This window comes from Streptococcus ictaluri 707-05 (genome assembly GCF_000188015.2).
Classification (GTDB): Bacteria; Bacillota; Bacilli; order Lactobacillales; family Streptococcaceae; genus Streptococcus; species Streptococcus ictaluri.
This window is the reverse complement of record NZ_AEUX02000005.1, coordinates 323,310-339,666: the sequence shown is the minus strand read 5'-3', so window position 1 is coordinate 339,666 and position 16,357 is coordinate 323,310. Positions and strand designations below refer to the sequence as shown.

Annotated in this window: 21 protein-coding genes and 1 pseudogene; all 22 read right to left on the bottom strand. The window is 41.6% G+C overall.

From position 1 onward, the window contains the following. Positions 1-25: 25 nt before the first annotated feature. The 22 genes and pseudogenes from STRIC_RS05040 to STRIC_RS04940 all read right to left on the bottom strand — a co-directional run bounded on the left by STRIC_RS05040 (position 26) and on the right by STRIC_RS04940 (position 16,329). Positions 26-361 (bottom strand): phage holin, encoded by a 336-nt coding sequence (locus tag STRIC_RS05040; protein WP_008088247.1) that lies wholly within the window; start codon positions 359-361, stop codon positions 26-28. 1 nt (position 362) lies between these two features. Continuing rightward, on the bottom strand, positions 363-683 hold the full coding sequence (locus tag STRIC_RS05035; RefSeq protein WP_008088498.1) for a hypothetical protein: 321 nt from the start codon (positions 681-683) through the stop codon (positions 363-365). Positions 684-692: 9 nt separating this feature from the next. Then, positions 693-845: a hypothetical protein gene (locus tag STRIC_RS12280; RefSeq protein ID WP_008087460.1), complete on the bottom strand. Its 153-nt coding sequence runs from the start codon at positions 843-845 to the stop codon at positions 693-695. Positions 846-907: 62 nt separating this feature from the next. Continuing rightward, a complete protein-coding gene (locus STRIC_RS05025; RefSeq protein WP_008088225.1) occupies positions 908-1,312 on the bottom strand; it encodes a DUF1366 domain-containing protein in 405 nt (134 codons plus the stop codon). Position 1,313: 1 nt separating this feature from the next. Then, a pseudogene (locus tag STRIC_RS05020) lies at positions 1,314-1,746 on the bottom strand (DUF1617 family protein). Between the two features lie 8 nt (positions 1,747-1,754). Then, positions 1,755-3,524, bottom strand: a complete 1,770-nt coding sequence (locus STRIC_RS05015; protein ID WP_040831987.1) for a gp58-like family protein — start codon at positions 3,522-3,524, stop codon at positions 1,755-1,757. A 10-nt stretch (positions 3,525-3,534) separates the two neighbouring features. Further along, complete coding sequence (locus STRIC_RS05010; RefSeq protein WP_008088152.1) at positions 3,535-4,170, bottom strand: hypothetical protein; 636 nt, start codon at positions 4,168-4,170, stop codon at positions 3,535-3,537. Next, entirely contained in the window at positions 4,170-5,234 is a 1,065-nt protein-coding gene (locus tag STRIC_RS05005) for a hyaluronate lyase N-terminal domain-containing protein (protein WP_008088258.1), read from the bottom strand. Before STRIC_RS05005 ends, STRIC_RS05010 begins: the two co-directional genes overlap by 1 nt. Next, a complete protein-coding gene (locus STRIC_RS05000) occupies positions 5,234-7,381 on the bottom strand; it encodes a phage tail spike protein (protein ID WP_008088464.1) in 2,148 nt (715 codons plus the stop codon). Before STRIC_RS05000 ends, STRIC_RS05005 begins: the two co-directional genes overlap by 1 nt. Then, a complete protein-coding gene (locus STRIC_RS04995) occupies positions 7,378-8,094 on the bottom strand; it encodes a hypothetical protein (protein ID WP_008088589.1) in 717 nt (238 codons plus the stop codon). The genes STRIC_RS05000 and STRIC_RS04995 overlap by 4 nt, the downstream gene beginning before the upstream one ends. Then, positions 8,094-11,351 (bottom strand): tape measure protein, encoded by a 3,258-nt coding sequence (locus tag STRIC_RS04990; protein WP_008088065.1) that lies wholly within the window; start codon positions 11,349-11,351, stop codon positions 8,094-8,096. The genes STRIC_RS04995 and STRIC_RS04990 overlap by 1 nt, the downstream gene beginning before the upstream one ends. Then, complete coding sequence (locus STRIC_RS04985) at positions 11,341-11,922, bottom strand: bacteriophage Gp15 family protein (RefSeq protein ID WP_008088184.1); 582 nt, start codon at positions 11,920-11,922, stop codon at positions 11,341-11,343. The genes STRIC_RS04990 and STRIC_RS04985 overlap by 11 nt, the downstream gene beginning before the upstream one ends. A gap of 3 nt (positions 11,923-11,925) precedes the next feature. Beyond that, a complete protein-coding gene (locus STRIC_RS04980; protein WP_008088579.1) occupies positions 11,926-12,360 on the bottom strand; it encodes a hypothetical protein in 435 nt (144 codons plus the stop codon). Between the two features lie 46 nt (positions 12,361-12,406). Then, the gene (locus STRIC_RS04975) at positions 12,407-12,865 is read right to left on the bottom strand and encodes a phage tail tube protein (protein ID WP_008088119.1); all 459 of its coding nucleotides are present in this window, start codon (positions 12,863-12,865) and stop codon (positions 12,407-12,409) included. Beyond that, positions 12,865-13,263 carry a minor capsid protein gene (locus tag STRIC_RS04970; RefSeq protein WP_008088576.1) on the bottom strand — a complete coding sequence of 133 codons (399 nt, stop codon included), beginning with the start codon at positions 13,261-13,263 and terminating at the stop codon, positions 12,865-12,867. Before STRIC_RS04970 ends, STRIC_RS04975 begins: the two co-directional genes overlap by 1 nt. Beyond that, complete coding sequence (locus STRIC_RS04965; protein WP_008088417.1) at positions 13,260-13,616, bottom strand: minor capsid protein; 357 nt, start codon at positions 13,614-13,616, stop codon at positions 13,260-13,262. The genes STRIC_RS04970 and STRIC_RS04965 overlap by 4 nt, the downstream gene beginning before the upstream one ends. Beyond that, on the bottom strand, positions 13,616-13,948 hold the full coding sequence (locus tag STRIC_RS04960; protein WP_040831985.1) for a minor capsid protein: 333 nt from the start codon (positions 13,946-13,948) through the stop codon (positions 13,616-13,618). Before STRIC_RS04960 ends, STRIC_RS04965 begins: the two co-directional genes overlap by 1 nt. Next, positions 13,938-14,354: a head-tail connector protein gene (locus STRIC_RS04955; RefSeq protein WP_008088495.1), complete on the bottom strand. Its 417-nt coding sequence runs from the start codon at positions 14,352-14,354 to the stop codon at positions 13,938-13,940. Before STRIC_RS04955 ends, STRIC_RS04960 begins: the two co-directional genes overlap by 11 nt. A gap of 53 nt (positions 14,355-14,407) precedes the next feature. Beyond that, on the bottom strand, positions 14,408-15,226 hold the full coding sequence (locus STRIC_RS04950) for a N4-gp56 family major capsid protein (protein ID WP_008088287.1): 819 nt from the start codon (positions 15,224-15,226) through the stop codon (positions 14,408-14,410). 3 nt (positions 15,227-15,229) lie between these two features. Further along, entirely contained in the window at positions 15,230-15,844 is a 615-nt protein-coding gene (locus STRIC_RS04945) for a hypothetical protein (protein WP_156033586.1), read from the bottom strand. A 79-nt stretch (positions 15,845-15,923) separates the two neighbouring features. Then, positions 15,924-16,058 (bottom strand): hypothetical protein, encoded by a 135-nt coding sequence (locus tag STRIC_RS12870; RefSeq protein ID WP_268741216.1) that lies wholly within the window; start codon positions 16,056-16,058, stop codon positions 15,924-15,926. 1 nt (position 16,059) lies between these two features. Then, the gene (locus STRIC_RS04940; protein WP_008088029.1) at positions 16,060-16,329 is read right to left on the bottom strand and encodes a hypothetical protein; all 270 of its coding nucleotides are present in this window, start codon (positions 16,327-16,329) and stop codon (positions 16,060-16,062) included. Positions 16,330-16,357 lie beyond the last annotated feature (28 nt).

Genomic DNA, 16,357 nt, shown 5'->3' with positions numbered 1-16,357 from the left:
TAAGACTTCATCTAAAGTTGCCATATTATTGCTCCTTTCGCCATTCAGCGTGCATGCGTTTAACCGCCGCTTCAATGTACATTTCTAAATCTTCATTGGATAGGGTGACGCTGTGCTTAGACAACTCGCTTTGCATGCTTATTTTTGCTTCTGTGAGTTTTTCAATGCCTTTGATGTCTTTATCATAAGCAATCTGTTCAACTGCTTCAACAGCGTTTATTGCGACGATTTCAGCGATTTTAACAGCTTTTTCGCCACCTTTTTTAAGCAGATAATCTTTGACCAACTTGACTACAATACCTGCAAAGATAGTCAAGATTGATAGAGATGACCCTGTGATAATATTAGTGATTTCTTGCATTTTATTTCTCCTTTGTCTCTAATACAGTTAAGCGGATGTCGTGTGCATCGAGTCTCCCCTCGTGCACCTCAATGTCTTTTCGCATCTCAGCACGCTCTTTTGTAGCGGTGTTGAGATTGTAGTTTAGGTCTTTGATGGCATCAGTTAGAGGATTTACTGTATCTGTCAATAATTTGTTATTTTCTGCTTGTAACCGCTCAGCCAATCGGCTGTCTGGCTCGATGACAAGCTTTTCGTAAATCCAAATCATAGCACCACCAATGAGGGCAAGGGCACTAATAGCCGTCCCAAGCTCTTTTAGTTGTACTAAAAAGTCGTGCATCTAGTCACCTCACTCTGCCTTTTTGTCAACTTTTTGGCTAAGCAGCTCCATCACACAATCACGTAAATTAAATAGCTTCGGCACTTGTTCAAACTCACAGATGCCGTCACGAACACGACGATACCATACGTCAACGATTAAATAGTCTGTTGTAAATGTCATAGTCATTTCTCCTTGTTTTAACAGTTCAAATAGGGTCACAATAGTGTTTAAGGTGCGTTCCATCACTCTTTACCAGCAACTTCAGGCATCGTTAGTCCAGCTAAGCTTGACGTTACCAACTCAGTCAATTCGACGACAGCTTTATCAACCTTAGCTTGATTATCCTTAATAGCCTGTTCCCCTTTTGCTTGCATGGCTGCCATTTGCTTATCGTATTCCTTGACTTTTTCGTTAAGGATTTCAACTTTTTGCACCGATTCTGCCACAGCGTACTCAGTCACATACTCACGCACAAAAGCTTTCAAAGCCATATCCATTAAGTCATCTGCTTCCTTAGCTGTCTGGTCACCAATTAATTCAACAGGGATAAATAGGCCACCATCACCAACTAGTCGCACTTCTGTTTTAGTAATTTTGCCCTCTTCATAGATAGGATATGGTTTTCCTGATAGTTGTAATGTTTTCATCTTATTCTCCTTTTTTACTTTCTTCAAATTGTTCTAAAACGTTGTCAATTAAGACAATTTCGCTAGCTGTAAACTCATCTTCTGACTCTGCTAGATACTACTAAAAAATCAATAAATCGCTTAGAGTACTCATGGCCTTTAATAGTGATAAGCTCTTCCCCAAGCTCTGTGAGCAGGTCGTTAAGCTCGTCAATTTTTGTCGGGTCTGCTAGCTTGATGTTTTTGCGCTCATCGATGACAAACTTGCCATCTTTGTCTTTGGCCGCATACAGATTAATAAGGTCACCCTCATCCTTGGCATACTCTTTGATTTTATCGACCACTTTTGCCAATAATTTAGCACGTCCACGATTGGCACGCATATTAGTGACCTTGATTTTGTCTAGTACACTATAAAGTGTGTTTAATTCTTTGTTTTTTAGTGTTAAATCCATGTTTTCTCCTATAGCCCGTTTCCATGGGCGTTATACTCTCTGATAATTGCGCTGGTGGTATCGGAGTTAAAACTCCACGCTGTGTTATTGGCATGTAACCAACACCTCCACAAGGCCTCAACTGATGCATACAAATCATTCATATCAAGCACTTTTTTCATTTTGTCTGGTCTAAATTTAAATCCTCTATTGATGTTAAAGTCATCTGTAATCAAGACATTATCACCGTATAGCTCGGTTTGGTCGACTGCAGCAGTATGGTCATAGCCTGTAGCATACCTAAACGACCTCAAACCCGCAAAACGACCAGACGAGGCCGAATTAACACCATCACCAGATGAGGTGATACCAATAGAGGCATATAGTGCCGAACCAGTATAGCCTTTTGGCGTCGCATTACTAAAGTGGACAAAGGCAGTGTGTGTACCGTCTTTACGTACCAGAGCGTTATCCCTGCTGTTAAAGTTGATGGTGGCATTACTGTTAAAATCCATCTTGGCGGAGTTGAGGTCGATAAGCATCGCACTATTACGAGCCTTAATAACCTTGCCCTCAAGCATGTCAACAATCGCATAGCCAATCTTTGCCTTGATAAAGTTAGCGTCTAAACCAACGATACTGCTAACGTTTAGATTAATAATACGAGCCTTAGAGGCATCTAAAGTACCTGCGATAATCTGGTCAGCTCGTATCTTGATAGCTTCGGCAATCTTTGTGGTAAAGGTGCCATTAACAGTGGTATTGCCATCAAGAGCGATGTTTTTACCTGCAATGACTGCGCCATAAGCGTTGAGGTTAATCGCTGAGATTATCTCACTACCAGACATTTTACTTTGCGGGATTTTGTCTTTAATCGCAAACATGATACTGTCACCAGATAGTTGCAGCATAGATTGGATTTTTTCCAGGGATACGCTGGCATTAATTAAGCTTTTAAGCTGTGTAAAGTTAGAGGAGATAGTCTCATCGTGACTAGATATCCTGCGCTCATAGCCTGCCACTGTTTCTGCCAGACTATTGTAATTGCCTTCAGCGTCACGTAATCGTCTGGCATAGCTCTCAACCGTTGATTGGATTTGACTAACTGCACCAGTGCGATCCCGTATCTCTTGAGCAATTTTGTCTGAGGTTTGAGCGACTGATGATTGTAGCCCAGTTATCTGATTTTCAAACTGTCTGACTATGCCACTGGCGGAAGCCTTAATCTCAGCTTGCAAGCCTAACTTATCATCACGTATGGTGGCTTTTAGCCCTTCGATACCAGCTTGATAGCTTGCGGATAAGCGCCTATCAGCGTCTTGATACTCACGCTTAATACCTTTGATGGTCTCATTAATAAGCGCTAGTTTTTGGCCAGTATCATCAGTTATGCGTGTAGCGATACCATCAGCTTTTTCGACGATTTCCGTTGTGATGTTATCACGATGATACTCACGTAACATGCCATTTGTCGTAAGCTTGATTTTTGACCAAAGGTCAGAGTTTTCGGTGTCTGTCAGCTCTAAATTAATAGACTGTAGGCCACTAAGCATCTCCTCGAGACTCTTAAAGACACCCGTTGACTCACCGCTACCCTCAACCACTACTGGTGCTACATAGCCAGTCGCTTTATCCCCTCGCTCAATCATGAGTTGGTTAAAATGCGCTGTCCCTAGACAGTTGCTGGCTAGTCTAACTGTTTGGTTGTCTTGACTAGCAGTAAATGTATAATGCACACGGCCGCCTGGTCCTATGACGAGATTTGACTCGTCTAATGTTAATGTTGGATCTCTGCTCATTTGTCACCTCTTAATCTTGCAAAATTTTAAATGTTGGGTTTTTATACTTGTCTATCCCATCAAACGGATAATTCCACGACTCGATAGACAGCATTGTGCCTCCGCCACTAAGTACCCTAACTGGTTTTTGTAGCTTTGCGACGATTTTGCCGTCAACCTCAACAGCGACTTTATCAACTCGATACCAGTTTACACCGTAGATTGCAAAATCCTGATTGTAATCAATAACAGCATAATCATTTAACTTAGATACGTTAGCGTCTACATACGCTGTAATGTTGTAGACTTCTTGCGGCTCTACTGATTGAGACCAAATGACCTGATTGTTACAGATAACGCGAGCTATAGCCCGTCCATCAATCGTAATTGATTGATACAAACCCATTGCGGTAGGAGGCTTTGGGACGCTAGTATCTGGTTTTGATGATGACTGATAGTTATACTTATTTGCCGCATAGACATCAGCTTGTGTGCTAGACACAATGTGATAGATATTAACATCTCTGCCAGCTCTAAAACGGTACTTGTCGCGGTTAGATATGTAATAGCTATCTATTTGCACGCTCTTGCCCCAAACCAGCTTTGTATCTACTGCTTGCTCTACTAACTGATAAAAAATGTTATCTGGTATATCTTGTAACGTCATCATTTGCCTCCAGATCGCTCAAAAACAATCATGCCGCTGGTATCACTTGGCACTTGACCCTTATCAACCACTTGGACAGATAGGTACTGACCCGTGACCTCATCTTTTAGCTTGCCAATATTGTTAAGTTGATATTGGATGTCGCCTTGTCTGAGATAACCAGACAAATATCCTTGAAGCTCACTCTTGGAAAGGTAAAGCTTGTCCGCAACCGGTTGTGGTAAGTACTCGCTATGACTATGTTGGGCATTGGCTTTGTGGTTTAAAGAATTCTGTAAGCCCTTGATATCGTCAATCTCGTGTTTGTGCTCTTTTTTAGCATAAGCAGCTGCGATTTGTTCTTTCGTTAGGACATTAACTTCGCCAGGAGTAGTTAATAACTTCCCTGTTGAGGTAGCAGTCACGTAGTTAGAGCCAACATAAGTAACCGATACCTCCAAGTAGTTATCCACTCGGGTTGTCGTGTTACTTATGGTAATCAATACTTTGTCTTTGACATTGACGTCTTTGGTTGATTCGTTGACATACCAGCTAGCAGAGTAACTAGGGCTACTATAGCTTTTTAAAAGACTATCAGAGTAACTATAGTTGCTCGTAAACATCTTTTGAGATAGTCCTAAAAAGTCATTAATGGCTTTAACATCTGGCGCACCCACGGTTTTTAGCTCTGACTTTGTAACATAGTCATCTAAGTTAATTCCTCTAGCATCACCAGTATCACCTTTTGGGACAACAATTTGTGTCCCATCGCTAAAAGATACCTGCGTTCCGCTTGAAACACGCTTATGATTTGTGATAGTAATGCTATCCCCTTTGGGACCAGTCTTGCCAATCGGACCCATTGGGCCAATTGGGCCTCTTTCTCCTGTAGGACCTTGAGGTCCCATAGGACCACGCAAGTCGTTTAGCTCACTAAATCGGCTTTTACCATCGCCAACTTTTGGGTAACCTGTAGTCATGTCAATCCCAATTTCTCTCTCTCGCAAAATATCGGAACTTGATTCCCACTCTTGCGTGGACATGCCTCTATGCTGTATCCTTGCTGATGCAACTTCTTTTGACATTAAATACCTCCATTTCCGTCAAAAATAATATCTGGGTTTTCCGCCCAATCTAAAGCAAGTTTTGCGTTATTACCATCCACAACCTCTTTATAAGCCATCCCCAGAGCTAATTCTTGCGTGTCTGACGCATTTAAAGCTATTTGCTTAGATTTGTACCAATCACCACTTAAAGTGGCTGAGTAGCTCAAAGGATAAACGCTGATGACCTCTGTGTCCTTGGTGAGATTAAAGGTCTGCGGTTCCATCTTGGCCTTCGTTGGTGTCAGCACTAGCTTAAGTCCCTTGTTATTAGCCTGCGTCAGCGTGATAGCCACTTTTTGGAGCAGCTCACAAGTCTGACTAAAGCTAATTGTGTAGGTCTCGCCACGCTTAAAGCCGCCGTCGTTGGCCTCAATCTCGATAAAGTCCTCATCATAAGACTTAGTACGATTAGGGTCGCCAACCAGCAAATTTTTGTTGTAGCGGGTCTTACCATCTGTGCCTATGATTTCAGCGTTTAATCGGGCTGTCTCGCTTGTCTCGCTGACCTTGTTTTTTAGGTCATCAAAGTTTTGCTTAAGTGACGGGATGTCATCAACTTTGATAGATTCAGTGATTTTCTTAATAGCTTCTTCGGGCAAAGCTAGATTTTTGAGCGTTTCTCTAAACTCTTCAAGCTCTTTATCGGTGCGTTGGTTGATTTCTTCTTGCGCTTTTTTGGCTTTTTCGAGCTCCGCTATTGCGCCATCATAGGCTCTTTGACCAAAGTCTAAGTCCTCTGTGTCAATAATTTTGACCCACTGATTACCATCCCATAGCCATGTCCGCTGATACTTACCGTTTTTTTCGAACCAGTAGTCGCCTATCTTGTGCTCAATATTGTCATCTGGTTTTTCGCGCCAAACACGATTGCCATTGATGTCTAGGAGATATTTCGGCAAGTTAAGCTCAAACTGCTTCTGGTTATTGACAATCACTTTTTGGTTGTTTTCCAACGCATTGATACGCTCTGAAACCCCGCCAGTCAGGCTCTTAGAGATAGACTGACCAATCGTGCCTAACTTGATAGTATGATTGCTATCGGTATAGACGTCATAGACAATCTCAACGACTTTTTCGGACTCGGTTGTGATGCCAAATTTTGGATAATAGAGCGGTACAACATCGCAAAGCTCAACCTCTTCCATGACCCTAAAATCTTGGTAGTCAAGTGTTTGTGACAAGTCAATATAATCAACCTCTATACTGACTTTTGGTGCACCAACATCATTGTCTTTAAGGTACTTCTGGGCTAGCTTTCGGATTTCTTCGATCGTTGGCTCTTTTTTACCCTTGTCATCATTAAAATGACTAGATAAATCGACCATTTGAATTCTGCGTTGGGCGTATAAGTCAAGATACTGACCGTCCATGATAAACTCAGGCAGTGTCACCAATTGTTCTTCGGGTTGTTCATGCTCGCCTACATGCGGCTTACCAGAGGCTTCCTCTTGCGGTTTTGGTTGTGGCGTATATCTAACAAACGGATAGATAGATGTGTAGCTGCCATCTAACAACCTTTCCTCTTCAACACTTACGATATTGCGGCCATACTCTAACACTGTAGGGGCTTTACGACCCATTTGTTTGTGTAAGATGATGGTGCGATTATCAAACTCGTACTCCCCGCCATAAACATCCAAGATTGAGCCAGCGACACCCCCTAGAGCAGCTCTAGCATTGCCGACTTTATCAATCTGCCAGTTAAAGCTACCAAGTGTTAAGATATCACTTTTAACATCAAACTTATCATCTCCGACAAGATTCTCCTGCCAAATTTCAAGGGCAGTCTCAGCACTGACACTTGATCCTGTTACGATTGGCTTTAGAGCAATATCTTGCGTGCGCATTGAGATGTGACGTGCAAAAATCTCTATGTGATCTTTACTGTTTCGTAGTACCCGATTAATCTCAAAAGTCTGCCACTTAGTCCTACGACCAGCATCAGACTTGATTTTCATCTCCTCTTTAAAAGTAGAGGCAAAGACACCATCTAGTGGATATTTGATATATAGCGAGTAATTGCCATTACGCTCACGAGTAGCTTTAACCTCGTAAGCGTCTGCAATTTCCCCAAGACCAAAAGTCCTAAACTTGGTCTCTTTGGCCTCGTATAAAACTGGTATCATACTTTAACCCCCCAATTAGGTGTTGCAGTGATGGTAAAGTTACCAGTCCACGAGATATTATTTTGCCCCACATCAAACAAAGGCATGCGGTGATGTTCTGTCCTGACAATATTATCCCAAGCTGATAAGACATCTTTATAGACGAGATGTCTTTCCATATCTATGACGAGTTCTCCTTGGACATTTTCGAGTCCTGTCTCAAAGCCATTAATGGTTAAAATACCATCGCCTGTGCCTTTGATTTTTAAGATAGGTTTAGCCTGAACGTTGCCGGGATTTTGCAGAGTACCACCATTAACGAGAGACACCTCTTGCTTACCTGTTTTTAAATATTTAATAGGGTGGATTAAAAAGTTAGCTCTTAAACTTCCGAAGTTACGTAAGACCTCTTTTATACTAAATGGAGTGATATGTGTTGCTTTGTAGATATAGTCAGGTTCCCAAGATAACTCTAAATCTTTCCAGCCTGTTACATTAAGCCAATTGCTTATGTCGGTCTCTACTTCTGTCAATCGCCTTTTACTATACAAGCGCAAAGGATAAGAGCGTTCGACAGCTTCGAGCCTTTGGTTGTCCTTTAAAACCACTCCATCACGACCAGGTACTTTAATTTGGCCAACATCATAAAAGGTCGAGTCATGCTCAACATCATTAATAATTCTCAAATCAAAATCTGAAGATTTTTTACCATCAAATTTGATAAAAGCTGTCATCAAATATCACCTAACCTTCCTTGTTGTTGTTGCATATACCAATAAAACTCTCTAAATAATCGTTGATATTTCTCACGACTATTACCGTCAGATTCGTCAACATTGACATTAAGGGTAAAACTGTTATTTGAGTTATTTGTGGTCTGATTAGCAATCCCCGCAACTCCTCCGCTAAATCCAGAAGCTATTTCTGGGGTTGCATTAATCGTCATTGACTCTTTTAGCTTTTGCATAGATGAGTCAATGACTTTTCTATCTGCATCAATACCTACAGCGATACCTTGAGGGATAAAACGTCCAACCTCATCTCTCATAACCCGAGATGGTGAGTGGATATCTAGGGCGCTTTGAATTGTTGCCGTGATACGTGCCGCTATATTTTGAGCTGCAGCTAAAGCCGAGCCTGATCCTGCATAGATACCGTTCGCCAGCCCTTGCATGGCATTAACACCGTGAGAGTGCATTGGACCGCTCATCGTGCTAAAAGCATCTGTGATTTGGTTTGATTTGCTACGCATATCATTGACAATCTGCTGCCCTTTTTGAGACATCTGTTGAGCCATGCTCTGCATGGTTTGCATAACTTTTGATGTTCCGTTTGTTACACCATTACTCAAACCATCAGTGATATGGCCACCGTACTCAGTAAATACTCTAGATGGCGAGTGAATGCCCAACTCTCCTTGGAAAGAGCGTTTAACTTCTTGACCCATTTTGATACTTGCGTCACTTGCTTTACCCGCTCCTTGACTTATACCTTGAGAAACTCCATTAGGGATTTCTTGGCCAAGTTGAGCAAAGTTAGCAGCTTGCAGTTCGGTCTGTAACCCCGTAGAAACATTTGTAACCATGCCCTTGACTTTTTCTGGCATTTCCACACCTGCTGAGTCTAAGACGCTCCCCATTGCATTTTTAGCAGTTTCTGTGGCTGCTCTAAAGTTTTCCTGCAAAGGTGCTAATTCTGCGTCTGTTGCATCCACAAAAACTTGCGTCTGTGTGGCTCCTTCAGGGCCCATGCGCCTTAGTTGCTCCAAGATACCTTGATCCACACCACGCTGAGCCAAAATCTCCAAATTAGTAGCCCACTGTTCAGTAGCTAACCTGTTCTGCTCAAGGTTGGCATTCATTTGCTCAATTGACAGAGCTGTCTTTTGCTCGATAGCATCAAAAATAGATGTCGTTGTCTCTAAAAGTTCAGAGTACTTAGTGCGCATATTGTCTATGGCAGTTCGTTGAGCTTCTGACATATTTTCGTAGGCCAAAACCTGTCTTGCTGATCCTGATTCTTCAGCAGCGGCCATTGCGTCTGCAGCAGCTTGTTGAGTAGCTGATGTCTTGTTATATTCCTCTTGCAGTTGAGTCTGCATGTTTTTAAGCTTGCCCTCTTCTTCTGTAAGCTCGGCAATCTTTTCTTTTCGGACGGAGTCTGAGACATTGGCTTCTTCATTCCATTTTTTGCGCAACTCCGCATTTTCAGCTAGTTTTTTGCTAATCTCACTACGTTTCTGTTCAATATTTAACAGGTTTTGTTGCGCTGTTTGCCATGTGCTTTCTGCTTCCATAGCGCTAATGCGTGACTTAATTTGATCTGCGTTGTGCGAAAGAGAGTTTGAGTTTTTATCGTAGGCCAAGTTTAAGCCATCAATAGATCCATTAAGCTCGTCAATCTTATTCTTCAGATTTCGTTTTTCGCCTGCAGTTTTGTTTTCTTTGGCTGCTAACTTAATGATTTCATTAGCTAATTTTTGATGAGCAGCAGTGCTTTCTTTGACGGACTCAAGGCCCTTCTTACGCTCTTGCACGCCCTCACGGACAGAATCTCTTAGCTGTTTATTGCTTTCAACTAGCCCTTCTTGTTCTTTTTTCAGCTTTTTAGTCTCACCTGACTCTTTAGTTAGCCATGACCACAAACTTACTCCAACAGCAACTAACGCACCAATCGCACCTACTACCCAACCAACGGGACCTGTTAAGGCTACAAGTGCCGCTTTAAGAGCAGTTACCGCAGCGGTACTGGCTATGGTTGCAGCAGTAGATAAACTGATAGCTCCTGTCATAACACCATAAATAACTGTACTGGCTTTTAAGACACCTAACTGAGACAGCCTTGCGACCATATCAGCTTTAGTCATCGTGGTACTTACCGCTTGTACCGCAGTCACAGTCTTAATGATTGTTGCTCCAATACTCATTGATGCAGATGCCATAACCCAAGCTCTATTTAGCGCTTTAATCATTGTTATGGTCTCATTAACTGCCCTCATGGCAGCTAGACCAGATGCTACACCAACTAAGGCGGGCGACAGAGCTTTAACGACTGATATTCCAGCACCAATAACACTAAACAAAAGTTTAAATAGCGGTGTACTAGCTTTAATGCTTGCATTGATCGCACTAAAAGAAGCATTGATAACAACTTTCAAACTATCAAAATGGTCAGCTATGCTCTTGCCTGTTGCAGCCTTAGACAAATCATCCAAAGCCTTAATGCTATTGGCCACGCCTTTTGCGATAGCATTCTTGATGTTGTTAAAAGAGGTTTCAATCCCTTTGCTATTTTCTTTGGCAAGCTCTGCAAAACCGCCGACACCGTTATTCAACTCAATCAACTTATTAGAAAATTGATCGAATGTTATTTGGCCATTTTTTAACGCCTCATAAAAATCCTTTTGAGCAGATGCTCCTGCAAAGCCAAAAGCTTCCGCAGTTTGTTGCAAGGCATAAGGCATTGTTTCTTGGAGAGTTTTCCAAGCTTGCATGTCAACCTTACCGGCTGATAGCATTTGGGCATATTGCTCCAGCCCTCGACTGGCAGCCTCAGAGGATGCCCCTGAAGCTAAAAAGGCATTGTTTAAAGCCAGTGTGAGATTTGTTGATTTGTTGATATCTTTCGTAATAGAGGTCAACCGTTGAGCTGTTCCAACGACCTCATCAAGGGTAGTCGGTAAACCATCAATCCCATTAGCCAGCTTATCTGTTGACCTTGCAACATCCTCAGCACTATGCCCCATTGCTTTCATCACCCTTGGATATTTTTCCAGAGTGTCAAATCTTGTGATAGCCTTACCAAGAGATTGGGTAACCAAATCAACTGCAGCCGAAGCTAATTTAAAGACTCCTGCACCAACCGCAAATTTTTTAAGAGAGGAGCTGCCTTTGTCACCGTGCTTGGCAACTTTATCTAACTCACTATTGAGTACCTTTACCTGCTTACCATCAACGTCAACAAGTATCGTTACCTTACCATCAGCTGCCATCGTCTTCCTCCTCTCCGTCATCTAAACTGTACTTAGCCTTTAACTTACGCATGTTATCTCTATAGTCCTTATCGCCTTTGCCATCATCTTTCCACTGCCTAATAGCTATGATACGTTGCATGATAGTATCGTCTGGAAGAGCATTTAAAAGAGCCTTGAATTCAACCCAAGACAATCTGTTTTGCTCTTTTAAAAGATTGATTTGGTAGGCTTGCCTAAAGCTCGCATAGATAAACTCAGCGTCTAAACTCAAATCAATGACTTTTTTGTTATCCTCTTTTTCTTTTACTACAGGCATTGGATTCCCTTTGATGTCGAGCTGAGGTTTCTCAGGCCTTTCCGTATCAATATAATTTTTTTTGATATAAATCCAAAGATCCACAGCGTAAGTAAAAGGCAAATCCGTTCTATCTAATAAAATATCAAGACACAAGAAACACTTTTCCGCCTCGTTTAAAAAATCATCATCAATAACATCAAAGACATCTAAAACCTTGTTAAAGCTCAAATCAATAGGATAGGTTTCACCTCTAAACTCAAACGACTCTACTAATGGATCGTTTAGTTTCATAGGCTACTCCTTTTTGTACTTTTTCGTTTTCTGCTTAACGATTTTTTCTCTTTCGATAGCTAACTCTTTGAGTTTGACCTCGATTTCCCTGCAAACAATTTCCAGAGTATTCTCGAGTGCTTCTTTGTCGGGATACTCCGCGTAGAGCTGTGCAAATGTACCTTCTCCGAATAGTAGATCATAATTGATTTCTAAGTATTTAGCTTCCAAATCTAAAGCACTTTGGGCAACATCTTTCGTAACCCCTTTATCTTCAATTTCGTTGTCTAAGTTGGCTTCGATAACCTGTTTTTCGTACTCGTTCAAACGACGTGAAACCTCGGCCTCTATATCAAAAAACTCAATCAATCGCTCTTGGCTTGTATCAAACCAAAGCTCTACCTGACCAATTTTGACCGGAAACCCTGTGCGCTTTAGGTCAACTACAATTCCAGACATAATTCCTCCTTAAAAAATAAAAGGTTGAGCAGTTAGCCCAACCTTACTAAACCTCGCTTGGGACGCTTTCTTTTGGCAATGAATTGTAAGTAATCTTACAGCCAAAGGCTTCAAAATCGGCAGCAGCACCAGAACCAGCAATAATTTCTGTCACTGTTGCAACCCCAGTCCACTGCTTCTTACCATCTGACGAAACTACCCGATGCCAAACTTTACGATCATCACCGAGCTTGTATTTTAAACTTGCGATATGAGCTTGCGCTTTATCATCAGGATCGTAGGTACCCTCAAAAGTATAGGCACCTTTTACACCAACTACCGTGGTTTCTTCGGTTCCGTCACCGTCATAATACGCTTCATCTTCTGTTTTTTCGTCGGTATCATCAGATACATCTTTAATCCACTTAGCTAGCTCCAAAAGATTTTCTTTTGTGACATCCGTTTCCTTGGCACCTGTTTTGTAAGGTGCAATAAAATGCCCACGTAGGGCGTTCTTTTGTCTCATTAGTTATTCCCTTCTATTTCTAAGTGTGCTGTAATATCCAGCACATAAATATAAAAACCTTGATCGCTTAAGTCATTTAAAAACGGCTTTTCGACATCAAGGCTAGTAAATGTGTACGAATGATTAAGACTTGGTAATTTTAAGTCAAAGTTAGACAAAGCACTGTTAATAGTCCACATCACAGTGCTTGCTAACTCCTGATTTTTAGTTTTGATTGCAATCTCAAAAGGCAGGCTTATCTCACGAGTACCGTCCATGTACTCGTTATTTACCTTCCCGCCTGGCATTGGATAAATGGCTAGATCTTCTTGTCTTGTTAGATAGTCAAGTCTAGGCTTTATACCTAAGTCTAATCCTTCGACAAATTGCCTCAAAACAGTTGCAAAATCATTTGTCATTTAAAACCCATTCCTCTCAGTAGCGCCCGTTCCCAGCTTTTGACAATTGTAGCATTAGCTAGTGCGCGCTTATCCCATCGCTTACCAGTTCCAGGCGTTGTGTACTTTTTAAATTTAAAAGACTTGTACTTGTTGTAAGCACCACCATAAAACTGGGCTCTGGCGTGTGGTCCGCTCCACGTTACACCTACACTGTTAGCTCTCGAGCTTCCTCTCAAAGCTCCGTCTCTGTAAGGAACATAAGGGTTCATGGACATCATGACTTGGTTGTTCATGATGAGCTTTCCTTTAGCTAAAGCTTGCGGAGATACTTTACGCTTGATGCCTCCCAACTCTACCACTACCTTAGCCATTAGATAACCTCCACTTCAAAACAAAAAATTTTGTTTGTTAGTGGGTGGTAGACTGGTATCACTTTATCAACGGTGTACTCAGTATCACCATCAGTGACAACAGCATCAACCCATGACTTATCGGCTACTGTCTTACAGTATTTAGGATAAATAAAGATAACCGACGGCTTAGTCTCTTGCCTTGCATTATCTTTACCTGCGGTTGCAAGATTACGGTCAAACCTAACGGGAGAGAGTGTAAAAGGTTCGTCATAGACAAACCCTCCATAATCACCTTTATCTTTGACAAGTTTTACCTGCAGTTTGTCAATAAGCAGTCTTTTATCGATCATAGCTAATACCCGTATATCCTAAACCAACAGCTAGTAACTCATTCTCTGCATCTAGACAGAGATTAAACCTGTCTGCCAGAGTTTTTTGTTGGCTGCCTTGACCATGCCCGACAGTATAGCTAATACTTGTCCGTCCTAGAGATATTCCAGCAAAGGATTGTTTATCCTCTGCTGTCATTACTCCTGAGTCATTTAAATATGCTATCTGATAAGCGATTGCCCGCTTTACAGCCTTTTGCACTAGGGCTATTTCTTTTTTAAAATCTTTGTAATCATAGCGATTACGACAGTAAAGATTGACAGCGTGGCTAGCACGTTTTTCCATTTTTTCAAAATCTTCTACATCGTCAAAACCCAAATCTTCAAATTCTTTTTGCGTTAAAAAAGCGATAATAACCACCTCCATCGGCTAAGACTCGAGAGCGTCATCTTCCTCTCTCTTGGCAGCCTTAGCCTTAGCTACTTTTTTGCGACATCTTTCAGTGTAATCTTAACGGCTTTTTCTGCTTTATAAAGATAAACACCATAATGCTTATTAGCTACGATTTGATTGATCGCTTTTGTGATATCTCGGCCTGTTTCAACCATTGTGTTACGTTTAAGCATGATACGTAGTGCACCTTTGCGGACCATATAAGCAGTGCCTTTAGGGCATTTGCGAGAACGCACAATTTGTACCCCTAAAACTTCACCATAAACACCAGAGACAACACGATTTGCTCCGACCTCGGTAGCACCTAACCACTCCTTCGCGGCATCTAAACGTAGGGTAGAGGCATCCGCCGGATTCATGACAATGACTGTCTCTGCGTCATCTTCGTCATTAAAAATATCAAGCGCTTTAGATACACCATCAACCGTAGCAGTAGCTTCCACAGTTTGAGTCGATTTACTTAACGCGTCAAGCACGTCTGCATCGACTTTGTGGTCAATAGCCTCAACGATTTGTTTAGCAGCCTGACCTACAGGATCCCCATATCCAGATAAGATAGCTTCATCAGTGATTTCGACACCTTTTCCGGCTTTTTTAATGGTCATAGTAGTCTTTTTGAAGCCAAGTTGAGTCATTGGGATAGCTTCACCCTCAGCAACATCTTCTGCGTCACCGATGTAATCCCATTTAGGCACTGTTAAAGTTGTACCTGGTTGTCCTTCTAAAGTTGTGTCTACTTCAGCGAGAGGAGCAAAGCGAATCGCTTTCCCTACCTCTGCGTCAATCATATCCGCTAGAACCTCAGGGTCTAGCATTTGTGCCATTTTAGTTGTTCCTACTGCCATTTTTTAATTTCCTTTCAATTGGTCATAAAGATTCTTATTTTTTAGTTTTAGGTCCAGTTTTTCTTGGTAAGACATCTTTGCAAAGTCTTCCTTAGACACCGAACCTTGTCCGTTATCAGCAGACGGGTTGCCTGCCACTGTGATTTTGGGAGCTTTATCCTTTGTTTGGCCAAAGTGAGGATACTTACCCAAAACCGTTTTGATTGCATCCTCTATGCTTGTCTCGTCAGTGACAAGACGCTCAGATAGTGCAATCACATCATCAATAGATTCAGCGTTCACACCTAAAGACATTGCTGCTAGCTTTGCGTTAAGAGCCTTATTGTTTGCCCGAGCTTCCTCAAGCTCTTTGTCTTTAGCATTCAAGATTTCTGTCTGTTTTTCTGACTCGCTTTTTTGTGACTCTTGCCACTCTTTGAAGGCTTTTAGTGCATCCTTGGCTGATTCCACGTCATCAAAACCTAAGTCTTTAACCGCTTTGTTATAGCCTTTAGAATGCTCTTTAGTTCCCACTCGATTCAGATCATCTTGTGTAAATGCTTTATCTTCTTGTTGATTATTTTCCAAGCCAGTAGTCTCTTGGTCGACGTTTTCGTTTGTCACATTTTCCATGTGCATTTCCTCCTATAAAAGCGATAGGTCGCTGATTTCCGTTCTTTAACGCCTGCGGATAAAGGCACAATAAAAAGCCGTATTGCTACGACTTTAAAAATTTGTTTTTAATTTCAATCAAAAGATCATATTCTGCTTTTGTGATTGTTACCATTTCAGGGCTATTCACAACCAGACGTTGATTTCTAATGCTATCTGGTTCAATTTGCTCTAACACCATATTATTTCTTACCCCACTTACGCTTATAATTTTTCTTGATGTAGGCAACCTCATCACCGATTGACTTGATGGCAGCTTGATTGTCTAGTGTCGCTGATTTAACTGCTGCAAACTCTCTATTTGTTGCTTGGACGTTTTGTTGTATAATCGCTCTCAGCTCTGCAATTTGTTTGTTTTGGTTCTTAATAGCTTCTGCTTGCATAGCATTTTCCGCAACCAGCATCAAAATTGCTGTTTCTAGTTTACGTTTCTTTTTGATTCGTTTATTCATTGTTTTCTCCTGTTTTTAAGCATAAGAA